The sequence below is a fragment of the Vibrio sp. HI00D65 genome (assembly GCF_001635455.1).
Classification (GTDB): Bacteria; Pseudomonadota; Gammaproteobacteria; order Enterobacterales; family Vibrionaceae; genus Vibrio.
The window spans coordinates 226,852-249,456 of sequence record NZ_LWEH01000364.1 but is presented as its reverse complement, the minus strand read 5'-3'; the positions used below and the strand labels follow the sequence as shown (position 1 = coordinate 249,456).

Annotated in this window: 23 protein-coding genes; 3 read left to right on the top strand and 20 right to left on the bottom strand. The window is 44.6% G+C overall.

Annotated features, from left to right (window positions below; all coding sequences use genetic code 11):
• Window positions 1-173 precede the first annotated feature (173 nt).
• Entirely contained in the window at window positions 174-1,514 is a 1,341-nt protein-coding gene (locus A3712_RS21045) for a sigma-54-dependent transcriptional regulator (RefSeq protein ID WP_063524928.1), read from the bottom strand.
• A gap of 206 nt (window positions 1,515-1,720) precedes the next feature.
• Between A3712_RS21045 and A3712_RS21040 the strand changes: the two genes are divergently transcribed.
• The gene (locus tag A3712_RS21040) at window positions 1,721-3,793 is read left to right on the top strand and encodes an ATP-binding protein (RefSeq protein WP_063524927.1); all 2,073 of its coding nucleotides are present in this window, start codon (window positions 1,721-1,723) and stop codon (window positions 3,791-3,793) included.
• A gap of 204 nt (window positions 3,794-3,997) precedes the next feature.
• On the opposite strand, the gene A3712_RS21035 is transcribed toward A3712_RS21040, so the two are convergent.
• A complete protein-coding gene (locus A3712_RS21035; RefSeq protein WP_063524926.1) occupies window positions 3,998-4,480 on the bottom strand; it encodes a hypothetical protein in 483 nt (160 codons plus the stop codon).
• Window positions 4,481-4,994: 514 nt separating this feature from the next.
• Between A3712_RS21035 and A3712_RS21030 the strand changes: the two genes are divergently transcribed.
• Complete coding sequence (locus A3712_RS21030; RefSeq protein ID WP_063524925.1) at window positions 4,995-5,567, top strand: porin family protein; 573 nt, start codon at window positions 4,995-4,997, stop codon at window positions 5,565-5,567.
• Window positions 5,568-5,663: 96 nt separating this feature from the next.
• Here A3712_RS21030 and A3712_RS21025 read toward each other — a convergent pair whose 3' ends face one another.
• From A3712_RS21025 to A3712_RS28740, 11 genes are all read right to left on the bottom strand, one after another.
• Window positions 5,664-6,407: a lytic transglycosylase domain-containing protein gene (locus A3712_RS21025; RefSeq protein WP_082856288.1), complete on the bottom strand. Its 744-nt coding sequence runs from the start codon at window positions 6,405-6,407 to the stop codon at window positions 5,664-5,666.
• Window positions 6,408-6,518: 111 nt separating this feature from the next.
• Complete coding sequence (locus tag A3712_RS21020) at window positions 6,519-6,809, bottom strand: hypothetical protein (protein WP_063524924.1); 291 nt, start codon at window positions 6,807-6,809, stop codon at window positions 6,519-6,521.
• Window positions 6,802-7,782 (bottom strand): OmpA family protein, encoded by a 981-nt coding sequence (locus A3712_RS21015; RefSeq protein WP_082856287.1) that lies wholly within the window; start codon window positions 7,780-7,782, stop codon window positions 6,802-6,804. The genes A3712_RS21020 and A3712_RS21015 overlap by 8 nt, the downstream gene beginning before the upstream one ends.
• A 10-nt stretch (window positions 7,783-7,792) precedes the next feature.
• The gene (motA, locus tag A3712_RS21010) at window positions 7,793-8,665 is read right to left on the bottom strand and encodes a flagellar motor stator protein MotA (protein WP_063524922.1); all 873 of its coding nucleotides are present in this window, start codon (window positions 8,663-8,665) and stop codon (window positions 7,793-7,795) included.
• Window positions 8,653-9,360: a sigma-70 family RNA polymerase sigma factor gene (locus tag A3712_RS21005; protein WP_063524921.1), complete on the bottom strand. Its 708-nt coding sequence runs from the start codon at window positions 9,358-9,360 to the stop codon at window positions 8,653-8,655. Before A3712_RS21005 ends, motA begins: the two co-directional genes overlap by 13 nt.
• Window positions 9,361-9,369: 9 nt before the next feature.
• Complete coding sequence (locus A3712_RS21000; RefSeq protein WP_063524920.1) at window positions 9,370-9,804, bottom strand: hypothetical protein; 435 nt, start codon at window positions 9,802-9,804, stop codon at window positions 9,370-9,372.
• 2 nt (window positions 9,805-9,806) lie between these two features.
• Window positions 9,807-11,048 carry a flagellar hook-length control protein FliK gene (locus tag A3712_RS20995; RefSeq protein ID WP_063524919.1) on the bottom strand — a complete coding sequence of 414 codons (1,242 nt, stop codon included), beginning with the start codon at window positions 11,046-11,048 and terminating at the stop codon, window positions 9,807-9,809.
• Between the two features lie 2 nt (window positions 11,049-11,050).
• Complete coding sequence (locus A3712_RS20990) at window positions 11,051-11,350, bottom strand: hypothetical protein (RefSeq protein WP_063524918.1); 300 nt, start codon at window positions 11,348-11,350, stop codon at window positions 11,051-11,053.
• Window positions 11,334-11,738 carry a flagellar export chaperone FliS gene (gene fliS / locus A3712_RS20985; RefSeq protein ID WP_063524917.1) on the bottom strand — a complete coding sequence of 135 codons (405 nt, stop codon included), beginning with the start codon at window positions 11,736-11,738 and terminating at the stop codon, window positions 11,334-11,336. Before fliS ends, A3712_RS20990 begins: the two co-directional genes overlap by 17 nt.
• 10 nt (window positions 11,739-11,748) lie before the next feature.
• Window positions 11,749-13,071 (bottom strand): flagellar filament capping protein FliD, encoded by a 1,323-nt coding sequence (gene fliD, locus A3712_RS20980; protein ID WP_063524916.1) that lies wholly within the window; start codon window positions 13,069-13,071, stop codon window positions 11,749-11,751.
• A 98-nt stretch (window positions 13,072-13,169) separates the two neighbouring features.
• Window positions 13,170-14,282: a flagellin N-terminal helical domain-containing protein gene (locus A3712_RS28740; protein WP_063524915.1), complete on the bottom strand. Its 1,113-nt coding sequence runs from the start codon at window positions 14,280-14,282 to the stop codon at window positions 13,170-13,172.
• Window positions 14,283-14,447: 165 nt separating this feature from the next.
• On the opposite strand from A3712_RS28740, the gene A3712_RS20970 reads away from it, so the two are divergent.
• A complete protein-coding gene (locus A3712_RS20970; RefSeq protein ID WP_063524914.1) occupies window positions 14,448-16,535 on the top strand; it encodes a flagellar biosynthesis protein FlhA in 2,088 nt (695 codons plus the stop codon).
• 151 nt (window positions 16,536-16,686) lie between these two features.
• On the opposite strand, the gene A3712_RS20965 is transcribed toward A3712_RS20970, so the two are convergent.
• The 7 genes from A3712_RS20965 to fliF all read right to left on the bottom strand — a co-directional run bounded on the left by A3712_RS20965 (window position 16,687) and on the right by fliF (window position 22,593).
• Window positions 16,687-17,202: a glycine zipper 2TM domain-containing protein gene (locus tag A3712_RS20965; protein ID WP_063524913.1), complete on the bottom strand. Its 516-nt coding sequence runs from the start codon at window positions 17,200-17,202 to the stop codon at window positions 16,687-16,689.
• A gap of 180 nt (window positions 17,203-17,382) precedes the next feature.
• Window positions 17,383-18,090 carry a flagellar basal body P-ring formation chaperone FlgA gene (gene flgA, locus A3712_RS20960; RefSeq protein ID WP_063524982.1) on the bottom strand — a complete coding sequence of 236 codons (708 nt, stop codon included), beginning with the start codon at window positions 18,088-18,090 and terminating at the stop codon, window positions 17,383-17,385.
• 13 nt (window positions 18,091-18,103) lie between these two features.
• Window positions 18,104-18,523 (bottom strand): hypothetical protein, encoded by a 420-nt coding sequence (locus A3712_RS20955; protein ID WP_063524912.1) that lies wholly within the window; start codon window positions 18,521-18,523, stop codon window positions 18,104-18,106.
• A complete protein-coding gene (locus A3712_RS20950; RefSeq protein WP_008223385.1) occupies window positions 18,513-18,800 on the bottom strand; it encodes a flagellar biosynthesis anti-sigma factor FlgM in 288 nt (95 codons plus the stop codon). Before A3712_RS20950 ends, A3712_RS20955 begins: the two co-directional genes overlap by 11 nt.
• A gap of 61 nt (window positions 18,801-18,861) precedes the next feature.
• Window positions 18,862-19,869, bottom strand: a complete 1,008-nt coding sequence (locus A3712_RS20945) for a hypothetical protein (protein WP_063524911.1) — start codon at window positions 19,867-19,869, stop codon at window positions 18,862-18,864.
• Between the two features lie 13 nt (window positions 19,870-19,882).
• On the bottom strand, window positions 19,883-20,887 hold the full coding sequence (locus A3712_RS20940) for a FliG C-terminal domain-containing protein (RefSeq protein ID WP_063524910.1): 1,005 nt from the start codon (window positions 20,885-20,887) through the stop codon (window positions 19,883-19,885).
• Window positions 20,888-20,919: 32 nt separating this feature from the next.
• Entirely contained in the window at window positions 20,920-22,593 is a 1,674-nt protein-coding gene (gene fliF / locus A3712_RS20935) for a flagellar basal-body MS-ring/collar protein FliF (RefSeq protein ID WP_063524909.1), read from the bottom strand.
• Window positions 22,594-22,605: the final 12 nt, after the last annotated feature.

Genomic DNA, 22,605 nt, shown 5'->3' with positions numbered 1-22,605 from the left:
GCAGATAGCATGAGCCATTTTTTGCTCATTAAAAGCAGGTAGTAACATCTATATAAAGTTAGCCACATCACACTTTACGTGAGAAATGTGACCAACAGTTATAAAATCACAAATACAGAGCGAGCCATTTATTGCTTATTAATTTTCAATAAACACTACAGTCTTGTTGCTCACTAAGATTCGATATAGTCGCTTCGATTCAGCGCATAGCGCACCATTTTTTGGTTCAGTGTTCGGCGAGGTAGATCCAAATCTTGCATCACGTCACTAATGCGCCCTTGATAACGCACTAACGCATCATGAATTACTTTTCGTTCAAAGCTCTGCACCTGAACCGCCAGCGGAATACCCGCTGTGGCAGATTCCGTTACCGAATTGGGGCGACACGCCAATATATCGCCAACCGTTAGGCTTTCATCCAACGCAAAGCGAATCGCAACATTGCGAAGTTCACGGACATTCCCCGGCCACGCGTACGACAATAAAGCATGGCGATCCGCTTCACTGGCCACTCGAGTTTCGCTGTTCGCTTCTAGAGTAAAATGTTCAAAAAGGAGCAAAGCGTCATCTTCACGCTCACTAAGCGGTGGCAAGTGCAGCTGGGCAACATTTAGGCGATAGAATAGGTCTTGGCGAAAGTCAGGATGGTTCAATAAATCACATTTAGAGGCAGATACTACCCTCAAATCAACGTGTTGCTGCTGGTTACCCCCCACACGCTCAACAACATTGTCTTGTAGGGTTCGCAGCACTTTCACCTGCATAGACAAAGGCATGCTCTCGATTTCATCAAGGAAAACCGTGCCTTTATCAGCATACTCAAGCTTACCGATGCGTCGTTTAGCTGCTCCAGTGAAGGCTCCGGCCTCATGCCCAAACAGTTCACTCTCAAACAAATTATCTGGAATGGCGCCACAATTGAGCGGCACAAAAGGGTGTCTTTTACGCTCGCTAAACTCATGCAAACAAGAAGCGACCAATTCTTTGCCACAGCCAGTTTCACCGTAGATGATCACATTGGTATCTATAGAAGCCACCTTCTGTATCTGTTCGCGCAGTTCGCACATCACCTTGCTACGACCAATCAGAACCTGCTCAATGCCTTTTAGATTATTTAAGTAGCTTTGGCGGTTAACTCTGTCTTGGCTGCTTTGATACTTCTCGACTGCTTCAGAGACAGTTTGGGAAAGGCGTTCAGGATCAAATGGCTTCTCCATGAAATCATAGGCGCCTTGATGTAAAGCCTTTACAGCCATATCAACATCACCATGCCCGGTGATCAAAATAACAGGGACTTCTGGCACCAGACTTTTAAAACGTCCAAGCAGCTCTACCCCATCTATATCGGGCAAACGCACATCACTAATAATGGTGTGAAAATCGCCTTGCTTAACTGCGCTTAACGCATCTTGCCCAACCTCAAACGCAGTGACATCAAAGCCTGCTAATTGTAACCATTGGCTGGTTGCTTGACGCACAATCGCATCATCTTCAATCAAAGCTATACGTTGCATGGTCTGTTCCTAACACTTGAACCAAATATGCCGCCCACGGTATTCAAAAATCGAGCAGACGAAAAGGAGCTAGCTCCCACTTTGAGTAACACCTCTTTAACAGTTTTATGATGTTTGTTAGGTTCAACTTGTTTCACTCTCCTCTTGCTCAAAAAGCAAACTTAAAACGACCTTAAACCACTAATTTAAAAGGGATTTAATCAAGAATGATGAAGAACAATCGATATTGGTTATTTCTGTTTGCCTGTTTAATTATTGGTTTAGTACAGATCACTACCAAGAATGGAATCAGCCAATGGAAGCTTGAGCAAGCGCAACGCTATGCTGAGCAGCGCTTCCTTGGATATATCGCTGAAGCAAGGCGAACCCTAAAACGCTTCTATTACCTGCCCTACCTAGTCACTAACGATGAAACCACGGTTCGTTTTATCAATGGCGAAGACCGCCTTGAAAAGCGCATCAAAAAGCAGCTCATTCAATTAGACAAAGCAGCGAATACCAAAGGTTGGTACTTACTCTCCCACAAAGGCGATTTGCTGGTATCGAGTGTCGAAAGCAGCCAACTCAGCCGTAAAAATGCCAACACGATTGTGTCTAATATCCACCAACAAGGCGGAGAGATTTCTGTCGTAACCAAGAACAAAGGCGTCACCCCAGATTACTTTATTGCCGCACCGGTGTATCGAGCCTCTGATGTGGTGGGCATTGTTGCGGTACAAATTGATTTATCGCTACTGACTGATCAATGGTTTGCAGATGGCGAAGCAGTACTGTTCCAAAACCCTCGCGAACAATTTTTTCTCTCAAGCGACCACAAACTCAGTGCGGATTGGTTTAACGACACCTTCAATTCTCAGCCTACTGCCACCAAACGCGAGTTATACGACCAAACCCACATTCTCGTGTGGCGACTGCAAAGTAAAGACTATCTGATTCAGTCAATCAAGTTAGACGACCTCAACTGGCGTTTAACCTACCTCACCCCATTAACTAGCCTCAATCAAACCACTAACTGGATAAGTTGGAGCGTGGCGGTGGGCTGCCTTTTCATCATGCTATTGCTGGTCATTCTCTACCAAAGACGCCAGAAAAAACTCAGCAACCTGCGAATCCAAAAGCTTATCGAAGAGTCGGAAAAACGGTTGTCTGGAATGATCAACAAGACACACGTTGGACTTGTGCTGATCGATAAACACGGTCACATCCACGACATTAACTTGATGGCGAAAAACTACTTCTGCCTATCCGACTCCATGATCAGTAATATCAAAGCATGGCAACTTTTTGAGGCCGGGAACCCGAACTCGACCACTTTGCAGTTGCTGAAGAACTTAGATCAACACCAAGAACTGGCCGAGATCACCAGTGTTGAAACCATGGCAAGACGCAGTGACGGTAGCTACTTCCCGGTGTTGTTCTCGATTAGCCCCTTTCCTTGGCATGGCACAACCTATTACCTGTGTACTGTGATTGATATCAGTAAACGTAAGAAAGCGGAGATCGCGGTACAAGAAGCCAATAGAACACTACAGCTGAGGGTCGAAGAGCGAACTCAAGACCTAAAAGATGCACAGCAAGAGTTGGTCGAATCAAGCAAACTTGCCGCATTGGGGCGGATGTCTAGCGCGATTACTCATGAACTCAATCAACCGCTTACTGGCCTAAAAACCTTGCTTTCAAGTAATCAGTTACTGATGGAAAGAGGCGAGACTAAGATGTTAAAAGCGAACATGGACCTGGTGATGAGCCTCATCGATAGAATGGCTAACATGACCAGCCAGTTGAAGTCCTTCGCCTTTCAAAGATTGGAAAAACCTTATCCGGTTTCGCTGACAGACGCACTTCAAGAAACCCTACGCATTCACCAAGCCACGTTAGATCGTGTCGATATTCGAGTACGTGTCGCCTCTAATATTTCAATGGTGATGGGCGAAGAAGCACGACTTAGACAAGTACTTGGTAATCTCTTAAGCAATGCTATCGATGCTACGCAAAATCAGAAACCAGCTACCATTGTTATCAGTGCTCATACCGAACAAGAGCGTGTGATCATCAAGGTGCAAGATAATGGTTGTGGCGTATCCGAAGACCAACTAGAAACTATATTCGAACCCTTCCACACTAACAAAAAAATGGGCGAAGGGCTCGGACTCGGTCTCGCGATCACCGCCAACAATGTACGTGATATGCAAGGCTATCTAATTGCTAAGAACAACTCTGATCAAGGAATGACGTTCACACTAATGCTTAAAAATATCGACGATAAACATGAGCAATAATAAAATTTACAGGCATGCGCCATCGGAAATAAATATAAAAAACGTATAACTATCAACTTAAACATTATAAAAACCAATTAACCTGCTGCTACGTTTTCAAGAGTAGAAAAATGTTGACCACTAAGATAAAAATACATTTAAAAATAAAATCATCGTAATTAAAAATATTTTATTATAATTACTAGATTAAGTACTTTGAGATTTCTAAAAGCGGTAATCGAGCGTCATGTATAACTCATCCTTCATCCACTCATCCTCTTGTGTGCTTCCACTTAGCACTCGATATCCTAATTCTGTTGACCAAGATTCGCTGAAAAAGTAATTAACACCAGCCTGCCCCCCGAATAAATAAAAACTGTTATTATCAGGAGTATCAATGTCTTGAGATTTATAGCCAACACTTATACCAATAAATGTATTAAACTTACCACTTGAACCTAAACCATACATATAGTCATACGAGCCAAGGTATTTAGTCAACTTACTCTCACTTGAGTAGGTAACTGTCCCAAGAAATCGGTGAGTATCATTATTAATGATGCCGGCTCTAAGCATGTAAGTCTCTTTACTTGAACCACCTAGTATATGGTTATTGTCAGCACTCAACCCAGCACCTACAACATAATCAGAGCTCTTAGCATGTGTTAAGAATGGCAAAAGTAACAAAGCAAAAAATTTCTTTCTCATAATATAAAACACTGTTCAATTAAATCACCGCAATGTTAGTACCTGAATTTTTTAAATCAAATAAAACTTGTTACAATTTGTGTAATCGTTATGGTTTATATTACCAATTGATAGTAGTTTAAAATAAAATCAATATAATAACAGCGAGAAAAATTCCCATGAGAGTGTTACTTATTTCGTCATTAATTTTTATGAGTGGATGCACTGTAATTCCCAAGTCGAGCTCAATGACATGTATTCCAATTTTTACTACCGTTTATTGTGCAAACTCTTGAACAATATTTTTTGTAATGAAAGGACAATATCTCCAATACAAACATATCAAATTAAAATTAGAGCACTATTCACGCTAACAAAATATATACCCTTATTTATAAGCTTTTACTATGTAACGATTTAGCTTACAAAGCTATACAGTAATACGTATAAGACTGCGGAATAATGCTCACCAACGGTCAAAGGCCGATAACAAAAATACTTGATACTGCATGACATAAAAGAGTGAGTAAGAACAATGAACAAATTCGCGAAATCAGCATTGGCACTGGGCTTAATCAGCGCGGTTTCTCTTCCTTCCCTAGCAGCAGGAACTGACGGCGGTGCGTACATCGGTGGCGGCCTTGGTGTGTATCAAGATTCTGATACAGACGGTCAAGGTAACCTAGATTCAGATGGTATGGGTTACAACCTATATGGTGGCTACCAGTTCAACCGTATCGTTGGTGTTGAACTTGGCTACAATGATTACGCAAACTACAAACAGGGCACAGCAAAAGTATCTCCAACGTCTGTTTCCGTATCTGCAAACCTAGGTTACACGTTCGACAACACGATTCGCCCATTCGTGTTGGCTGGTCTTAGCTCTGTTGACCTACACGCAAACAAGAGCGCTGGTTACAATGATGACAGCGGTACAGGCTTCCACTTTGGCCTTGGTGTTGAATACACGCCAATCGAAAACCTAACACTACGCCTAATTTCACAAGCTGATGCCGTGAGCGTAGAAAACTACTACGGTCCATTCAAAACCGAAGATAAGACACTGGCATTCAGCAGTGTTAGCCTAGGTGGTTCTTACAACTTCTAATGTAGCTAGCCTACATAAAACACCCTAACGTAAATAATTCACTTTGCTGTTCCACCTTGTCATGAAGGTCACTCAGTAAAGTGAATTTTTTATTGCTTACAAACCAAAGCGAGCTCCCCGTTTTAACGAAATCAACGGCGGTAAGGGAGTTAAGTTGACGAAAGGCGCATTTTGCCAGTGGCTTTCGCTAGCAAACAACCACATTGGCGCAACCGAATTTTGTTTGATTGAAGTGACGTCTACTAACACCAGCAAAGCGTAAAAACGATGAACATAATCGACGGTCTCTTTAGGTAATCGTAAATCGGAAAACTGCCGACTGCCCGCCTTTTTGACTGCCCGTTGCACTCGCCCCTCTCCAGCGTTATATGCCGCAAGAGTGAGGTTAATATCCCCATCAAACTTGCGATACAGAAAGTCGAGATACTGCATCGCCGCATTAGTGCTGGGTTCAATCTCAAACCTTTGATCTTGACTATCATTAACCGTCAAACCAAACCTTTCAGCAGTGGCTGGCATCAGCTGCCATAAACCTGCCGCTTTAGCGGGAGATACCGCATTGGCGTTGTACGAGGACTCAAGCATAGGTACCAACACCAAGCTGTCGGGGAGTGACCGCTCAGCAAGCTGCCTAAAGATCTCGTTGACCAATGGGTCGAACTCTTCTAGCTTTTTCAGTATTTGGCTTTGATATGGCTTAAGCGTATTTATATGGGGTTGGATAGCCTTATGGGGCGGACGATTTTGTGCATAACTAGAAGTGATTTGAAGACACGCAAGAAACACCACCAGCCAGAAAAGCCAGTGCACGAGAAATTGAGCGCTCAAACTTTTAGCCAAAACATCACTCCATCATCGTATTGTTTTTTATACGTATTAATTGCTCTTTATCCCTGTTGATGCCCTATTTTAAACCTTTGAAACGCCTCTATGCTCTACTCGGTCAAAAACTCACACAAAAAAGGTCAATACCACGATGGTACAACCCAAAAATACTGCGAAACAAATGGGAATCACGAGGTGCTTATCTTTCTCGAAAGAGACAAAATCTTGTGGCTGTTGCACAATGAACATCACCAACAAAACATTGTAGAAAGCAATCAACAAACCTACGACAAAAACATCGAAATACAGCAAACTTGTCGCTAAATAGATATAATATCCAATTAAGATGTAATCAATCAGCACTAGCCAAGCTAGACACTTACGTGTGTTAAACATGACGTTGAGTGATTCAGTCATAGCGGCTTAGCACTTCAAAAGAGGTGACTGGTTGGTTCAACTCCGCTTGTCTAACAGCCCTTCTCTTACTGTCAGGCAAAACCTTATCTAACTCATGCTGAGAGAATGGTGAAGAACCATTACTATTAGCGCTGCCAATCGCAAAAGACTTGTAGACCTTGTTTAATTGCGCCAACGTATTCGCCGTTAAAATATAGAGTTCGATGCGACGATTCATACCAGATTTCGTGTTCTCATAATCGACTGGAGCAGTATCACTCATCCCAGTCACTTGGAAAATATACCGCTCTTGAAGCCCTCCTTTATTCAAATAGTAACGTGCGCTGTTTGCTCTATTGCTTGATAGCTCCCAATTCGTCATACGGCTTCCTTTGTAACGACTGGCGTCCGTATGACCAGTAATGATCATCTTATTCTCAATGTTCTCGAGTAAGCCTGCGAGGTTGAGTAACAGATCCTGATAAAAAGGCGTCACTTTCGCGCCACCTCGGAAAAACATCGGCCCTTTGTCTGAATCCGAATCCGCAATCACTAATTTAGCGCCCTGTGGCGTGACAAAAACACTGACACTGCCAAGTGCATCAATACCTGAAAGCTCTTGGGTTATACGTTGTGCCAGCAGTTCCAGCTCCTGCTGACTATTGAACTCCCCTTGCAATACAGAAGTGTCATTAATCCGATGAAGATCAGCATCATAGTGAGAGGTCGCGACATGAGGCAGTGGAAGCGGGTTAATTGAATTGCCACCACTCTCACTGGTGCCTAAATGCATGATTGGATCGTTGCCGTAAGCAAAGTAATTGAGGAGCTTTTTCTGATCATCAACATCCACGACCTGCAAAATCCATAGCACCAAGAAGAGGCACATCAACGAAATCATCAGATCCGCCATTGCGACCTTCCAGCCACCATGTTGCAGTTCATTGCGCTTACGACGGCCTTTTTTCTGAATAATGATTTGAGGTTGCTGCATCATCCTCTCCTTAACTTGATGACGGCTGCTGTCTTAATACTTCAACCGCTTTCTCAAGTTCAACAAATGATGGCTTGTAGCGCGTCTCGATATTTTTTCGACCCGCATTGGCACACATGTGAGCCGACTGGCCTTGCGCATAAGCGGACAATATCGACTTAACACACAGCAAAGGCGCTAGCTGATTCTCAGATACATCTTTAATACTGCTCGACATCGGACCCAACACGCAGTAACAACCAAAAACGCCAGTGAAAGTACCCACCAATGCGCCAGCAATATTCTTGCCAATTTCGCTTATCTCACCATCTAATCCCTGCATCGTGAGGATTATCCCCATCACCGCTGCTAAGATCCCTAACCCTGGCATCGCCTCAGCAGTGGCATGCAGCTTTTCTGAAGGCTTAGTATATTCGTCTTCCAGATGTTCGATTTCTTCTTCAAGAAAGGCCTCGAGTAAATGTTGAGACTGCTTGCCCGTAATCACCTGACGGAACGAATCGATTATAAATTGTGTGGTCAACGCATCCTTGGCAATTCGAGGATACTTTGCGAAGATCTTGCTTGATTCTGGGTTCTCAACATGAATGTCCAACGCTTTGATGTTCTTCACTCTCGCGGTATTGATCAACTCAAACATCAATGACAGCAACTGCTGATAATAATCCTTATTATAAGGAGTCGAGCGAAACGCAATACCCACCTGTTGAACCATCAATTTGAGCGTTGAAGAGGTCGTAGACATCAGCAAGCTGGCGAAGGCCGCACCAAAAATAATGATGATCTCTGATAGCTTAAAGATGAACTCAAACTTACCACCAAGGAAAATGAAGCCGCCAAAAATCACACTCAATACAACGACAATGCCGATTAACTTTTGCATACATCACTCTCCTTAATTCTGCTTTTGAGAATGTCCAAGCCTCGATGTTTGAGTCGGTGTACCTTAATCTCATTGATATCAAGGACAATCGCCGTCTCTTTGGTGCTCAAGCTCTTCACATAAACCAGATACAAAATCCGCTGCTCCATTACTGGGAGCGAGTTCAACACTTGTTTCACCTCGTTAAACAGCACTTCTTTATCGGTTTCAGGTACAGCGGTTACCACCGACTCCAACTCGATATCATCAAACACATCCACGAGAGTCATAGCTTGCTGATAATCGCTCACTTCAACCCCTAAATGCCGACAGACTTCATTGCTGGTTGGCTCCCTTCCAAGCTGCTGGAGTAACTGTCGCTCGGCATGTTTGATGCGGTTAACCAGTTGGCGTTTGTCACGTTCCATGTAGTCACGTCGACGCAATTCATCGACCAATTCACCACGAATACGAACCGCGACGGCACGGCGAAAATCATCATTAGCAACATGATCAAACTTTCTCAATTCAATCACTAAGGTCATCATGGCGGTCTGTTTAAGATCTTCAAACGTGCCCTCATCCACCGCATAGCGATACTGATAAAGCAAACCATTAATCAACTTAATGTTTTGCTGTAATACCAACTTCTCGAGCTCCTGTAGCGTCGCTTGGTCATCGGTTTGGGTGTGTTGATATTTAGGATGCATTAACATGATGACGACCTATTGAAATACCGCTTTCGTCACAAGCACATCACCCACTTGTAAGCTAGGTAACTCATCCAAATCGTCTTTTAAATCGTCTTGAATGACATAAATAAACTGCTTGTTATAGAAGTAAGACGCCTCCTTCACACTAAATTTTTTTATGATTCGATTTTTGATTCTGCTGAGTTGCTCGTGCACGTAACCAGTGTTCCTCTCTGGCGTAAACATAGAGACATCCAGCAACAACAGACTTTGTCGGTTACCTAAATTAATCGGCACAAGCACATTTTCTAACTGAACCTCAATCTGTTGTGTTGGAGCCGGCTCTGGCTCACTTGGGGTGAACCATGAATTCAAGACCGCCATATTCAGTTGATTGGTTTGATAAAACCAAAAACCGGTCACACATAGAGCAAGAGTTAAAGCAAAGGTGATAAAGACTTTAATCATGTTCAGACCCTCGCTATGTATGCTTGGTATTCCAAAACATACTCTGGTTGCTCTTGCGCGCGATCCTCACTGGAGGACAGACGTTCTTGCTCAAAAAGCTGATTTTGTTGCTTCGACTCAGGCTGGCGATGAGTCGACTGGTCGAGAACGATATTCACCTCAGACAACTCGGAGTTTTGCGAAGTCAATTCGTGTCGTAAACGCTCCGATGTCACCAAGATCGCTTCTCTGGTTAGCGCCGATGACGCACTCATTTGGATGTTAACTTTGTCACCGTCCATGCGAATGTACATCTCTACCTTACCTAATTCAGGTGGATCAAACCGAATTCGAGCTGCCTGATTTAACGTGTCGAATTGAAGCTGGATTTTATCTCTCAAGACTTGATGTATCTGCCTTTGGCTTTCTAAACTAAGCTCTTTGGTCGCTTCTACCATCGGAGCCATCGTCCTAACATGACTGCTATCACTGGTAGTATTAACCGCTTCAACAAGGGGCAGCCCCGTTAACAGTGGTGTGTTGGAAATAGCTCCTAATTTGAGGCTTGCAGGAGTGGCGTTGAACATTGAGCTGGCCACCTGATGATTAGACGACAAAGCAAGCTCAGAGGGGGTGTAACTATTGGGCGTGTGACCAAAAAATGAAGGCGTATTCGCTTGCCAATCAGTCCCCGAATATTCCACGCCCTTAGAAGACAATAAAGCGCTGCTCGTTGAACCGAATTCAAAACCTACTCCCCGTCTTTGATTCATCAACTCAAACTGTTGGGTAACAAAATGAGCAACCGCACTTAACTGCGGTGGTTGAATCTGTGATTGCAACACAAGCACTTGTGGCGAATTGAGCGACTGCACCGCCGCTCTATCACTTAGGTTCAACCCTTTCGATGATAATTCCAGTTGAACTAGAGGTAAGTAAGAGAGTACCGAATGAGAAAAACCAGCCATGCCTTCAGAATATTTGGAGGTGTTGAGATAAGCAGGATCTAGAGAGCTTGCAGCCATAGACGAACTCACCTGGTCGAGTACCGAAAATAGCGACTGAAAAGACTGTGCAAGCGGCGTCATACGTATCTCGCCCAGTTCTGAAGCCAATCGTTCAGAAGCTAAAGGGGCAGAAGCTAAATTTTCAAAGGCTAGAGGCGCCGATAACGTACTCGCGGTGTTACTTTTCACCGAAGAACTTGCCGCCGACAGTAAATCCAAACTGCCTCGATAAGACGACGTTTGTGCTTGCAATTCCATAATTACTCTCCCGCTCTGACCTGTGTCTGAGCATAGGCTTTGTCACGTTCACGTAGACTGATATTGTTACTTAGCTGCTGTTTTAATATGGCTTGCTCATTGTTCACCAAGATTCGGCATTGCTCATGAACCACCTTAAGTCGCCTAACGATAACAACATAGTCAGGGTGCGACTGTTCAACGGCTACAAGCACCTTTTTTACTAGCAGATTAAGCTTCGCGATCTCTGCAAATTTTTTACAATTTGCTGCATCCTCTAACTTACTGATAAGGCGTTCTAGCTGTTTAGGACTGGGCTTCATCAAGCCACTCCATGGCACCTTCCCAGCCCTCTTTCAGATCAGTCACGACGCCAATCAACTTAACAATCAGCTCAGTATTCATCTCTTTTGACGCCTCAAATACAGTCGCTATCGCATGCTCATACAAGGCGTGTATGTTTTGGATAAGCTCTTCCCCGGTCGATAAATCCATAGATGCATCGAGCCCGACTAAGATATCAATCGATTTTTGTGTCGCTTTGGACTTTAGCTCCAAGTCCTTGTTTTCAATTGAAAACTTGACATTTTCCAACTCTTGGATCAGTCGTTCATGTAACATACAAATCAATTCAAAGCTCGACGACACTGAAGCATTTGCCGTCACTTGAACATTGGCATAATTGGCTTGCTGCTGTTTCCCTAAAAGCATGTGTTGCTCCTTAAATCGTGAAAAGTCCAGATACCGAATCCAATTGACTACTGAGTGAGTTCAGTTGAGAAAACTGAGACAAGTAGCGGTTGTAGTAAGTCTCATAGCGAGTGTCGAGCGCTGCTAAGGCGTCATTAATGCGGCTCTTTTCGTTATCGAGCGTATCTATTCGACGATTCAGCGAGCCGTTAGAGAAATCGATATAGGTTTCGAGTTTGCTTTCAAACGCTTCAAAAACTCCATCGCTTCCGGTAAATAGCGTTTCAAAATCGACCGTCGCTGCCGCACTTTCAAATTTGCTGGAGTCCAGGCTGAGCTTGCCATCGCGGTCGATTTCGAGACCTAACTCAAACAAGCGAGTACCGTTGTAGTCATCACGTATAATGCTAGCCAGTTGGTTTTCAATGCTGCGCACTGCGCTATCCGAAGCCAAGACACCCCTTGCCTCATCCTCATTACCAGAAGCGGTTAAGTTAGTGATCTCAGTAACGGCGCTGTTATAAGCATCGACAAACTCCTGTAAGGAAGCGACCGTGGCAGTAATGTCATCACCTATCTCGATCTTTGTCGCTGAATCTCCGGCGTTATTCGCCTTAGCCAGCGTAAGGTCAACACCATCAACGAGCGATTCAAAGGTATTACTTGAATTAGTAAGTTGAGTGCCAAACTCGCCACCGAGTGCGATCACCGCATCTTGGGCTGTTTGCATAGGTGCAGCGCTTGATGTCGCGACGACGGTGTCCCAACCGCTTGCTGCATCTGCAGACAAAGTAAAAGCAGCGTCAGCGCCTTCATTTTCAGAACCAAACAGCACTTTCATCGCCCCTTGAGACTTAACGAGAGTGGCTTGAATAGAACCGTCAAATTGATTATTGAAGTAACTTACAAACTCGCTGTACGTAACATCACCGCTTACGTCAGTGTCAGCATCCATAATATTGATGTCTGTAGTAACACCGCCTTGAGTAACAGAAAATACGCCTCCCGACGCCATCACATCATTTGAATCAACCGAATTGGCATCAAAAACCACTTGATGATTGGAAGCCATCTGTTGCACAAAAATATCTAAGTTGATGTCATTCACACCAGAATCGACGGAGAGAGAGATGTGGTCATCACTCGATGTCAAAGTCGACGTTTGAGTGAGACTTGAGCTCGATTTCGTAAATTCATAGATCTTGTTTTCTAGTGATTGAAGGGCCGTTTTAACTTTACCAATAGCGGATGTTTTAGAAGCGATCATCGACAGCTTTTGGTTATAACGAAACTCAAATGGCTGCACATCTAAACTGGCAAAATTACTGGCTAATTGAACCGCATCAACGTTCATAACCCTTCTCCCTTAATTCTATATAGGAGGTACAGCTCCACCCTCCTAGAGATCGACTATGTGTATAGCCGCTACTGCGTGAATAATTACCACTCAAACTAGCCCAGTAGGCTCATCGCCAACTGCGGCACCATTTTCGATGCACTCAGCATAGAGGCACCTGATTGCATAAGCATTTGTTGTTTGCTCATCATTCCGGACTCAGAGGCAAAATCGGTATCCATGATTCGACCTTTAGAAGCATCCAAGTTTTCAGTCATATTGCCTAAATTAGTAATGGTGTGATCCAATCGATTAATGTTCGCACCAAACTGTGCACGAGTACTGCCTAACTCACTGATAAAACTAGCTTGACTCGTTATTTGCCCGCCAGCACTCGACTGCGTAGCGATTGAAGAAGCGGCGTAAACACTGGATAGAGTAGTACCCGCGGTAGGCGCTGTTCCACCATAATTGGATGTTGCATAAGCACCCATAGCTGCACCGCTTGAGGTTGCAGTTTCATCCCAGCCATTCGCGATCGCTAAATCAGCAACAGCACTACCCGTTCCAGCTTCAGCTTGACTAAGTAGATCCGAATAACTGCTGTACGTTCCTGTGAGATCACCACCACCACTTTCAACAACAACGTTGGCATCAAGTTGCGCTAATGCTTCATTTCCCCAACCAAATGCATCAAGGGCTTGACCGATAGCATCTGCATTTGAAGAAAGGTCCACACTCAACGTTTCTGTCGCTGTTGAACCAATTTGAAAAGAGACCGCTCCTGAAGAGAATGAACTTGGCTCGGTCCCTGCAAACAAGGAACGACCACCAAAATTGGTATTTTCAAAGATGTTTCCAAGTTCCCCAGCAAGTTGTTCAAACTCCGACTGCATCGCGCTTCGATCTGCAAAAGTGTTTGTACCGTTGGCAGCTTGTGTAGCTAGATCATTCATTCTGTATGCAATATTGGTCATCTCATCCAGAGCACCTTCTGCCGTTTGCATCATAGAGATTGCATCTTGTGAATTTCGCATTGCGACATTCAAGCCGCGGCTTTGAAGATTTAATCTGTTAGCAATTTGCAAACCCGCCGCATCATCCGCAGCTGAGTTAATTCGAAAGCCGGTAGACAGTTTTTCCATTGATTTGGTTAACGCATTATTGGTCGACTGCAATGTATTTTGAGTCACTAAGCTTGCGTAATTTGTATGTACTGATATAGCCATCTGATGTTCCCCATCTGTGTTTGCTGTTCACTAACTTTTAACGACAGAGGAAAAATTTCATTTCATATTTTTCGGAAAAAGATCACTAAATTTAAAAATAGCAAGGCTCAAAAATGAGAAGTGCTTAAAATTATCCTAGTATATTAATCAACAATATTCATAATAATGGTTGTTATGAGACACGTATTTAATGCAGTGGCTGCAAGGCTAACAATTCCAATTGTGTTACTCATGATCTTGGCGATGGTGATTTTGCCGCTGCCTCCTATTCTATTGGATGCGTTTTTTACCTTTAATATCATGCTTGCCATCGTTGTCTTATTGGTCAGCAGTACCGTTTCGCGAGTGCTTGATTTCTCTATATTTCCATCACTATTACTTGTCGCAACCTTGCTTCGATTAACTCTTAACGTCGCCTCTACCCGAATTGTTCTACTCGAAGGTCACAATGGCGGAGACGCCGCTGGTAAGGTCATTCAATCTTTCGGTGAAGTGGTTATCGGTGGGAGCTACGTTGTCGGTATCGTGGTGTTCGTGATTTTGATGATCATTAACTTTGTGGTTATCACCAAAGGTGGCGAACGGATCTCCGAAGTATCTGCGCGCTTTACTCTTGACGCCCTACCAGGGAAACAGATGGCCATTGATGCCGACTTAAATGCAGGCGCAATCGATCAGAAACAAGCGAAAACTCGACGTTTAGAAGTAGGAGAAGAAGCTGAGTTCTATGGTGCAATGGACGGTGCCAGTAAGTTTGTTCGTGGTGATGCGATTGCCGGGCTATTGATTCTGTTCATCAACTTAATTGGAGGGGTGCTCATAGGCATTTTTGAGCACAACCTCACCGCAGAAGCGGCTTTTCAAACCTATGCCCTACTGACGATTGGTGATGGTCTGGTTGCACAAATTCCATCTCTGTTACTGGCCACCTCTGCCGCTATCATAGTAACGCGAATCAGTGACAACGATAACGACATGGCACAAACGGTGAAAAGGCAGTTACTTGCGTCACCGAACAACTTATACATGGCAGCAGGAGTTATGTTTGTTATCGGTAGTGTGCCAAACATGCCGCATTTAGCGTTTTATACCTTTGCCGTCTTGCTAGCGTTCGTCGGCTGGAGACAATCGAAATTTCAGCATGTGACACCCGAAGACAGCCCCGATTTACATACGCTTCCTCAGCCCCACCGAGAAAACACCATCGACTGGAGCATTATTCCCAACGTCGATGTGATCGCTTTGTCATTAGGCTTCAAATTGGTTCCTTTAGCGAGCTCACAAAAAGGCGGCAAGTTGATTAAAAGTATCCGTGGTAGCCGAAAAACACTCAGTGAGCAAATAGGGTTTGTGATGCCAGAGGTGGTGATCACCGACAACCTGTCACTCAAGCCTTCTGAGTACGCGATTAGCATTGATGGTGATGAGATTGAGCGTGGTGAGGTGTATGCCGATAAAGCTATGGCAGTCGGCAATCATATTGACCACCCAGATCTGGATGGCATTGTTGGTATCGACCCTGCCTATCAACTTCCAGCCCTATGGATTAAAAAAGGCGACAAAACCAAAGCGATCAACCACGGCTTTCAGGTCATTGAGGTGCACGATGTTATCGCGACCCACGTCAGTAAAGTATGCAGCGAACACCTAGATAACATCTTCAATTATGATGATGTGAAAGCCCTCAACCAACGACTTGCTATGCAGCATCCTGAGCTTGCAGAGAACCTAGCCAGCGTCATTAGCCCGAACCTACAAATGCAGGTCATCCGTCAGTTACTGGCTCAACAAGTGCCTATCATTAATGTAAGAACCATCGCTAATACCATTATTGAAAGCGTCGACACCATAAAAGATCCAATCTTGCTGTCTTCTAATATCCGGGTCGCGTTAAAACGAACCATCGTCAATTTGATCTCGCCAAACAGCAAGACCATCCATGCTTTCATTATTGGAGCAACCTTAGAAGGTGAATTGAAAGGCGCGATCTCTTTGAGTCAACAAAGCGATCCCAATATCCCTCTGGACTCGATTCCTATTGAACCGACCATCTTGCAAAAATTCCAAAACCGCATGCCAACCATAGTACAAACCATGCAGAGCCAAAACCTGCCGCCAGTCATAGTTGTGCCGCCCACGACACGCCCAATGATCGCCAAGTTAGCTCAAGCCTTTGCCAAAGAATTAATTGTGCTAAGTTACAACGAGATCCCCAATGAATATGGGTTGAACGTATTGGGGGATGTAGAATAAATCATAAGGGGCAGGAAATAAGCCCACCCAAGCTCAAGAAAGCCTATTGATGGGCTTCTTTATCCATTTACCTTCCCGCTAAGCCAATGAATGCTAAAACACGCTGACGAAAGAATAGGTTCACTATCCAACAGGCGGAAATCTATTCATCCTATTGGGGTAAGACAACCTGACTTGAGACGATTGGGAAAGTGTTTGTGGTTGGCTTTTTAGCCAAACGTACGGTCGTCGAGGCACCGCCGATTTCGTAAGTCACATCGTATCCATCAACTTGTGTCGATGTGGTGTATTCGGTGCTGCAGCGTTGCTCGGTGGTCGTTATCGTATCGTTTTTCTGTGCGTTATCTTGAATCTTACGCCCTGTCATTGCACCAGCTACCGTGCCAACGGCCGTCGCGATGGTTTTTCCTGAACCACCTCCAACTTGGTTGCCCAAAGCAGCTCCAGCAGCAGCGCCGCCGATCGTGCCTATGATTTTGGCTTCGTCTTTCACCTCGGCTTGTCGAGTAACCAGCACGTTATGGCAAACCTGATGAGGCGTCTTGACCGATTTAGTGACGGCTTCAACTAACGTAATGTTGGCAAGTGTTGGGGCAGAAGCTTCTTCTTTACACGCTGAGAGTGTTGCTACGGTTGTTGCTGCCATTACCACTGCTTTGATTTTCATTATCTTTCCTTAATTATGTTTTTGTATCGGAGGGCATAATAAGGATTAAAATTAGTGATATTTGAGAGGTGAATGAATTCTATGTCATTGTCTGGTGAAGAGTCAGAGCCAGATAATCACACTGTAAAATTATTATCATAGCGCGGTGATTTACTATACAAACGCAGATTTGAGGAGGGTTTAGAAGACTCGAACTCTATTTTTTTCAATGACTACGCCGCGTAGCAACTTTCCAGATTGTTGGTTCTTAACTGAGACCGTATCGCCTATCAGCCCACTTTCCAACGCCATTCCTAATGTCTCTAAACGGATACTTTTCGATTGAAAAACCACATCCACAGCGTGCCCCTTTTCAACGTCATAATCCAAATACATAGAAGATGTAGTCAATAAATCGCCCTTGTTTACTGAGCGCTTGATTTTGCTGCCAGCGATTTCGTTAGCCTTGAAGAACACTTTTTGGTCTTTGTAGAGTTTGATCGGTTCAATCGCAATATCGTCATGCGTCAGTCTTTGGCCCTTCTTAAGCGCCTTATTGGCTGTCGCAGTCCAGACGGTTATTGTCGACGTTGAGGTCGCTGAAAGGGTCCACCTCTCTGGCTCACAACGCACGTTCCACTTTTGTTTGCCAAGCTTGATTTTGCTTCTATGCGTGACATCAACCGACTCGCTACACTGTGGTAACTGATGAATGGCTCGAGAAAAACGAATCTGAATATCCAATTGGTACTGTTGGGGATAACGATAACGAATGGTTTGCTCAATGAGCGAATGGATTTGAGTGGAGAGTTGTTGTTCAAGAGTAATGTTACCGACTTCTGCGCTTACCTTGGTCACACAACCAAGGGCGAATAGCCATACACCAGCTAGCCTTAATAAGTTAGCCATACACCGCCTCAACCTAAACATTGACCCTTAATTGATGCTTACCAAGCGCCTCTTCCAATGCTTGATGCTGCATCACCATGACGCTACCTTGGCGCGTCAACTTAGTTTTACATTGGTTGATCGTCAGTTCGATTTCCGTATCCAAAGCTTGAATACGTTGTAGTGCTTTTCCTTTGAGCCGAGCCTGGATGCTTTTTGCGTACTGTCTGTCTTCACACCCCAGTCGCTTGGCCAGAGCAAATCGCTTAGCGTCAGCGTCAGCTAGCCGTTGAGTCAGTGAGGTGATCGCTTGATTGAGCGATTCAAGCTTCTGATACTCGCGGTTCAATATCGCCACACGAATGTCGTCTAGACGTGCAGATAATTCACCTGACAAAGCCAACACATGTTGACCATAAGTAATGTAACCAATCAGGTCGCTTCTACGTTCCATGATCCAGTCTCGTAATGACTTTCGCTAGTTCATCCATATCAAACACTAACTCTCCCGCGGAAATTTGCGCTTTTATCTGCTCGACTTTAGCCGTATCAATATCCTCAACACCGTCAAAAAGACTCTTGGTATTATCGAGTAACTCCACTTCATGTTGAGAGAGGTTAATCGGCTTCACCTTTGCTTTTTGATCCGGCTCTGTCTTTTTGTTTTGAACCACATCTACCTGAGTATGAGGCACAACGTGTTTCACATTGTCGACCTTAATTTGACTCATCTCTGCCTACCCATTTTGCTGCACTACTAATTAACTATAACGGCAGTATTTCGTCTCTGTTTCACCTTTTTCTCAATAGTTTGATTACATTGTCTCTAGTTGGCCCGCTAAAGCCGCGGTGAATTGACTTCAGCGACAGCTCTGGATTACTCACTAACTGATGTTTAAAACTGCCTAATTTGTGCAACTCGGGATGTGAACAAAACGCGATAAGCTGGTCAGCTTTTTTCCTTTTCACTTTCAACATTTTCGATAATGCCAAATACAGTTTATTGACCCGTTCAAGCAAGGCATCGATTTGTTGATTCGAGCCCGGCTCATTGACCAACAAGCGACTGATGTCGTCTAACACCGGATAGCGAGCTTGAGCCGGTACCGCAATCGGTGGTCCTTCAGCATACCGACCGCCTTGGCCCGAAACGAAGACCTGCCCATCCCACAATCGCCATTGTTGGTCTCGAATGCCGATCACAAACTCTTGTTGTTCATTAAATCTGAGCTGCAAATGCGCATAAGCAAACATCATCTTGAATTGTTCTAGCAATACCTCTCTGTCTTCAGAGCGTTCAAACGCCAACGGTATCAAGCGGTTGTTGATGTACAGAGAGACAACTTCATCACGAAACCGCTCTCGCTGTAAGTCGAGCCCCGGAACCGTGAACTCAATAAAAGGGTTATCGCCTTGAATCGGTGCAAAACTTGAATCCACCACATAATCACCAAACAACCGTTTCTGACTCCAAAACACCAGTTTTTTCTTAATGACATCAATATGGTTGGCTTGTTCAGGGTTGTACTGGTTCAGCTCGGCTAACTGGCGCAGCTTAATCAATTCACTCGCCACGGTTCGTAACACTTCCCCAGCCATCATGAGCCTGCTGTACATTTTGTGAGAGTCGGCGACTTCAGCAATTAACTTAGGCCTTTCTTGCAAGTTCATTTGCACCATTTGCTGTCGAATGAGTGCATTATTCGGCTTGTTGCTGGTCAGCTTTTCCGGCTTCTTAATCTTTCCCGTTGTTGTCGGATTCACCTGATTCTTGCGCTGCGTAATACCCGTGAGTTTCATACTGCCTCTCCAATTAGGTCAACCTTGGCTCGTTAGCAAAGTTCAGCTTGATGATCTCTTCCGATTGCATTTGTTTGACGATTTCAATGATATCTTTACGTGCTTGCTCAACCTGACTGACTGGCACCGCGCCAATGCGCACCAAGTTTTCTTTGAGCTGAGTCGATACCCGTTGCGGCATAGAGTTAATGATGTAAAGGCGGCAATCTTTATTGGTACCTTTAAGAGCATAAGCCCATTGCTCTAGGCTAACTCTTTCGTTAATCAGGTTGATGGTCTCTATGTCTTGATTGAATAGGGTGAAGAAATCAAACATCGCCTCTTCCACCAACTCTGCAGCTTCAGCGTCTTGATCATGAAGAAATTGGAATAAATTGCTTTTGTCACCGGAATAACGGTTGATGAGATTCGCGACCACTTTCGAACCTTGCAAACTGGCAGACCCGCCACTGTGATAATTGATTTTGCAGCGATCGATAAGGTCTTTGAGTGTCTCCATCAGACCCGAGGTGAGTACTTGCGTCTTAGATATTTGCAGTATTAACGCATGGCACTCTTCTTCCTCATATTCATCCATCACACGGCCGCTGTATTCCAAAGGGAGATGGGCAATCAACAGTGCTTGCAGGTTGATGTGCTCTTTTTTAAGGTCATTAACCAAGAGCTCCGGGGGAATCCACGCCAACTTTTCAGCATGTGAGCGGATCTCGTCACCATAAATCTCCGACACAAGATCTCTCGCTAAATTACCATTTAACGTCTTTTCCAACACATTGGTGATGTACTGTCGTGTCCCGCCAAGAATCCCGGAGTGCTTACGAAAATCATCAAAAAAGCCCGATAAAGAGACCAAGGCATCCTTAGCTTTAATGTCCTTCATCTTACTCATGGCATGCGTGATCTGTTTTATCTCCTCGTGGGTGAAGCCTTTGAGTACATCAGAACCAATGTCCTCTCCCATCGTCAACACCAACATCGCGACGCCGTCCACTGATTGATAGGTTTGTTTGCCATCCATGCACCTTCTCCTACAGACTTTTATTTGGTTCGTTATGCTTGTATCCAAGTACGTAAAATTTCAGCCACCCTGTTCGGGTCCTCTTTTGCGATGAGCTTGAGGTGTTTAATTTGAACTTCGAGTGGGCTATCTGCAGATGGCAAGTTGTCATCAAGCGCCTTAATACCTGTTGCATCAATACCTAACGATTCCAGTTTGGATTGCAATGCAGCATCAGCGGCACGCTCCTCTTTGGTAATGACGTCATCGTATTCCATGCTTTCCGCTTCCAACTCTTCTTGCTCCGCTGACTTAGTGAGATATTGAGCAAGAGGTCGTAGCACCACCATGATCATCAAGCCACTGAGCATCACACCTAGTAGATATTTGAGAGGCTGCATGATGTGCGTGTTCTCAAACCAAGCTATCGGAGCTTGTTCTGGAATACTCGCAATCACAAAAGGGAAGTGAGTGATGTGAATGCTGTCGCCGCGCTCTGTATTAAAACCGATTGCCGAACGAACCACATTCTCAACATTAGTGAGCTCTTCGGGAGTCCAAGTTTGATTGGGGTTCGCTAAATCGTTGACCACAATAGAGACCGAGAGATTTTGCAAGACACCTTGCTGGTGCTGAGTATGGCGAACCTTGCCACTCACTGCATAGTCACGCGATGTTTCACTTCGATTGACCTTAGCGTTTGGCTCTGGTTGTGGCTCGCTATCGGTCACTGGGGGGGTGTTGCTCAATGCCCCCGGAATACCGAGCGCCATCGACGACTCGTTCATGTCACTCAGTAAGGTCTCTTTTCGCACCACAGGATCAGCGTAGATCTCTTCTGTTTCTTCCACCTTAGAGAAATCAATATCACTGGCAATTTGCACTCGAAAATTAGCCGCACCGAGAATCGGAGTCAGCATGTCGGTCGCTTGAGCAACCAAGTTTTTTTCAAGGTTGCGCTTATAATCGGATTGCTTGCCAGTCGTCACGGTAATGTCCCCAACTGTCGCATCATTCGATAACAAACGACCGTGTTGATCGACCACTCGCACGTGTTCCGATTTAAGCCCTATCACCGCACCAGAAACCAAGTTAATGATTGACTCAACCTGCGTCGGCTTAAGGTCCATCCCATTGATAATATGCACAATCACAGAGGCTCTCGGCTGCTCAGCGTCATCACGCATAAACAAGCTTTCTTTGGGTATCGCTAAATGAACACGAGCCAAACTCACGGCACTCATGGTAGTAATACTGCGTGCTAGCTCACCCTCTAGAGCATGGCGGTAACGAGCATTTTCCATAAACTGACTTTCGCCAAGGCTCTTTGATCTATCCAGTGAATCAAAACCACTCGGCAATTGTTCTTTTAAGCCTTTCGACGCCAATATCATCCGAATCTTGGCGACATCACCTTCGGGCACCAGTATTTGTCCATCGTCCTGACTCAGTTGGTAACGTATTGATTCTTCGTCCAACATATGCAGCACTTGGCTAGAATCGAAGTTCGCCGATTTACTATAGAGGGGTCTAAATCTTTCCGATGACGTCCACAACATAATCACGATGATCGCCGCTGTGATCGTCGCAAAAATAGTGATGATAATGACGTTGCGCTGTGAACTCTGCCAAAACATGGTGAGCCAACCAGAGGCCTCCGTGAGCTTATCTTTGGCGGCTCCCATGTTGTTGGTCAACGCGGGTTGAGTTTCTGCTTCTCCTGCCATCGCTGCTCCCTA

Excerpts from the sequence above, each read along its gene's own strand:
- A3712_RS20955 (WP_063524912.1), bottom strand. The coding sequence starts at position 18,523 with ATGGAACGTAGAAGCGACCTGATTGGTTACATTACTTATGGTCAACAT.
- A3712_RS21020 (WP_063524924.1), bottom strand. The coding sequence starts at position 6,809 with ATGACTGAATCACTCAACGTCATGTTTAACACACGTAAGTGTCTAGCT.
- A3712_RS28740 (WP_063524915.1), bottom strand. The coding sequence starts at position 14,282 with ATGGCTATATCAGTACATACAAATTACGCAAGCTTAGTGACTCAAAAT.
- A3712_RS21035 (WP_063524926.1), bottom strand. The coding sequence starts at position 4,480 with ATGAGAAAGAAATTTTTTGCTTTGTTACTTTTGCCATTCTTAACACAT.
- A3712_RS21030 (WP_063524925.1), top strand. The coding sequence starts at position 4,995 with ATGAACAAATTCGCGAAATCAGCATTGGCACTGGGCTTAATCAGCGCG.
- A3712_RS21045 (WP_063524928.1), bottom strand. The coding sequence starts at position 1,514 with ATGCAACGTATAGCTTTGATTGAAGATGATGCGATTGTGCGTCAAGCA.
- A3712_RS21000 (WP_063524920.1), bottom strand. The coding sequence starts at position 9,804 with ATGATTAAAGTCTTTATCACCTTTGCTTTAACTCTTGCTCTATGTGTG.
- A3712_RS20965 (WP_063524913.1), bottom strand. The coding sequence starts at position 17,202 with ATGAAAATCAAAGCAGTGGTAATGGCAGCAACAACCGTAGCAACACTC.
- A3712_RS20950 (WP_008223385.1), bottom strand. The coding sequence starts at position 18,800 with ATGAGTCAAATTAAGGTCGACAATGTGAAACACGTTGTGCCTCATACT.
- A3712_RS20970 (WP_063524914.1), top strand. The coding sequence starts at position 14,448 with ATGGTTGTTATGAGACACGTATTTAATGCAGTGGCTGCAAGGCTAACA.
- A3712_RS20990 (WP_063524918.1), bottom strand. The coding sequence starts at position 11,350 with ATGAAGCCCAGTCCTAAACAGCTAGAACGCCTTATCAGTAAGTTAGAG.
- fliF (WP_063524909.1), bottom strand. The coding sequence starts at position 22,593 with ATGGCAGGAGAAGCAGAAACTCAACCCGCGTTGACCAACAACATGGGA.
- A3712_RS21015 (WP_082856287.1), bottom strand. The coding sequence starts at position 7,782 with ATGCAGCAACCTCAAATCATTATTCAGAAAAAAGGCCGTCGTAAGCGC.
- fliS (WP_063524917.1), bottom strand. The coding sequence starts at position 11,738 with ATGCTTTTAGGGAAACAGCAGCAAGCCAATTATGCCAATGTTCAAGTG.
- flgA (WP_063524982.1), bottom strand. The coding sequence starts at position 18,090 with ATGGCTAACTTATTAAGGCTAGCTGGTGTATGGCTATTCGCCCTTGGT.
- motA (WP_063524922.1), bottom strand. The coding sequence starts at position 8,665 with ATGCAAAAGTTAATCGGCATTGTCGTTGTATTGAGTGTGATTTTTGGC.
- A3712_RS20940 (WP_063524910.1), bottom strand. The coding sequence starts at position 20,887 with ATGGATGGCAAACAAACCTATCAATCAGTGGACGGCGTCGCGATGTTG.
- A3712_RS21005 (WP_063524921.1), bottom strand. The coding sequence starts at position 9,360 with ATGTTAATGCATCCTAAATATCAACACACCCAAACCGATGACCAAGCG.
- A3712_RS20995 (WP_063524919.1), bottom strand. The coding sequence starts at position 11,048 with ATGGAATTGCAAGCACAAACGTCGTCTTATCGAGGCAGTTTGGATTTA.
- A3712_RS20945 (WP_063524911.1), bottom strand. The coding sequence starts at position 19,869 with ATGAAACTCACGGGTATTACGCAGCGCAAGAATCAGGTGAATCCGACA.
- fliD (WP_063524916.1), bottom strand. The coding sequence starts at position 13,071 with ATGAACGTTGATGCGGTTCAATTAGCCAGTAATTTTGCCAGTTTAGAT.
- A3712_RS21040 (WP_063524927.1), top strand. The coding sequence starts at position 1,721 with ATGATGAAGAACAATCGATATTGGTTATTTCTGTTTGCCTGTTTAATT.